Consider the following 2,328-nt stretch of genomic DNA (forward strand, 5'->3'; position numbering starts at 1 on the left):
AGGGCGTATTCCAGCCCGATCATGGCCTTGCCCCACAGGCTGTTGGCCATGGTGTTGAGGGTTTTGGCCCCCTTGACCTTGTAGACCGAGCGGATCTGCAAGTGGTCTTGCAAGTTGGCGCCCACGCCGGGCAGGTCATGCTTGAGTTCAACGCCTTTGGCCTTGAGCAAATCGGCCGGGCCGATGCCTGAGAGCTGCAAAATCTGCGCCGAGCCGATGGTGCCCGCACTCAAAATCACTTCGCGGGTGGCTTGGACCTGCACCATTTGACCACCCACCCAAACTTGCGCGCCGGTGCAGCGCTGGCTGCCGTCGGTTTGCATTTGCAAGGTCAGCTGAGCCACTTGCGCCTGGCTCCACAGCGTGAAGTTGGGGCGGGCTGTGGTGGTGGGGCGCAAAAAAGCCTTGGCCGTGTTCCAACGCCAGCCGTTTTTTTGGTTGACTTCGAAATAGCTCACGCCTTCGTTGTCGCCCCGGTTGAAGTCTTCGGTGGCCGGGATGCCCGCTTGATGCGCGGCCTGGGCAAACGCGTCCAGCACATCCCAACGCAAGCGCTGCTTTTCAATGCGCCACTCTCCGCCCGCTTGGTTTTGTTGCAGCGTCTTCAGGTAGCTGCCATTGGGCGCATCGGCCGCGAGCAAACCGGGGCGCGAGGTTTTGGCCCCGTGGAAAGCGTTGGCCCCTTTGTAATGGTCTTCGTGCAACTGAAAGTAAGGCAGCGATTGGTCCCAGCGCCACGCGTCGTTGCCAGTGATCTGCGCCCATTGGTCGTAATCACGCGATTGGCCGCGCATGTAAATCATGCCGTTGATGCTGGAACACCCGCCCAACACTTTGCCACGCGGGTAACGCAGGCTACGGCCATTGAGCCCATCGGCGGGCTCGGTCTGGTAAAGCCAATCGGTGCGCGGGTTGCCAATGCAGTACAAGTAACCGACCGGGATGTGCACCCAGTGGTAGTTGTCCTTTTTGCCCGCTTCGATCAGCAGCACGCGATGGCCGGCATCGGCGCTCAGTCGGTTGGCCAACAGGCTGCCGGCTGTGCCGCCGCCGACGATGATGTAGTCGAAGGTGTTGTCGTTCATGTTGTTCCCAGTCTCCAGATTGAACGATTGTGCCTTCTTGCCGGTCGGCGCTTGCGCCCTGACAAGCAGCCTGATGGGGCTGAAGTCGCCAACAGGGTGAGCGTGCGAAATCGAATCAGACCGAAAGGCGCCCACCAACGCTGCGAGGGAGGCTGGGTCCCAGCCTCCCTCGCAGAAATCACCAACCAAGTCCAAAAAACTAAATTTACTTGGCCGTCGGCATCACAAATTCAGCGCCCTTGCCGATGCTCTCGGGCCAGCGCTGCATGATGGACTTTTGCTTGGTGTAGAACCGCACGCCCTCTTCGCCATAAGCGTGCATGTCGCCAAACAGCGAGCGCTTCCAGCCGCCAAAGCCGTGCCAGGCCATGGGTACGGGGATCGGCACGTTGATGCCGACCATGCCCACCTGGATGCGACGAGAAAATTCCCGGGCCACGTTGCCGTCGCGGGTGAAGCAGCTCACGCCGTTGCCAAACTCGTGGTCGTTGATGATCTGCACGGCGGTGCCAAAGTCGGGCACGCGCACGCAGCTCAAGACCGGGCCAAAAATCTCTTCCTTGTAGATCTTCATGTCGGTGGTCACGTTGTCGAACAGCGTGCCGCCGAGCCAGAAACCGTTGTCGCAACCGGCACCGGCTTTTGCGCCGTCAAACTCGCGGCCGTCGACCAAGAGCTTGGCGCCCTCGGCCACGCCTGCGTCGATGTAGCCCTTGATGCGCTGACGCGCCGCGTCGGTCACGATGGGGCCCATTTCGGCGGCCAGGTTTTCACCGTTGAGCACTTGCAGTGCCTTGGTGCGCTCAATCAGTTTAGGCAAAATTTTGTCCGCCACATCGCCCACCAGCACCGCGACAGAGATCGCCATGCAGCGCTCACCGGCCGAGCCGTAACCCGCGCCTATCAGTGCGTCCACGGTCTGGTCGATGTCGGCATCGGGCATGACCACCAGGTGGTTTTTCGCGCCGCCCAAAGCTTGCACCCGCTTACCGTGGTGCGCGCCAGTTTCGTAGATGTAGTTGGCAATCGGGGTGGAGCCGACGAAGCTGATGGCCTTCACATCAGGGTGCTCCAGCAGCGCGTCCACGGCTTCTTTATCGCCTTGCACCACGTTGAACACGCCGTCCGGCAAGCCAGCTTTTTTCAGGAGCTCGGCCATGAACAGCGAAGGCGTCGGGTCGGTTGGGCTGGGCTTCAAGATGAAGGTGTTGCCTGCGGCAATGGCCACCGGGAACATCCACAT

General features: G+C 60.9%; 2 protein-coding genes. Both read right to left on the minus strand.

Features of this window, described 5'->3' with window-relative positions; genetic code table 11:
• Positions 1 to 1,085: GMC family oxidoreductase N-terminal domain-containing protein (locus Q0341_RS05625; RefSeq protein WP_299511114.1), on the minus strand; the 1,085-nt coding region annotated here is incomplete at its 3' end.
• Positions 1,086 to 1,290: 205 nt separating this feature from the next.
• The coding region (gene mmsA / locus Q0341_RS05630) for a CoA-acylating methylmalonate-semialdehyde dehydrogenase (protein WP_299511116.1) at positions 1,291 to 2,328 on the minus strand (1,038 nt) is incomplete at its 5' end.

The organism is uncultured Limnohabitans sp., assembly GCF_937889215.1.
In the GTDB taxonomy this organism is placed as follows: domain Bacteria; phylum Pseudomonadota; class Gammaproteobacteria; order Burkholderiales; family Burkholderiaceae_C; genus Limnohabitans_A.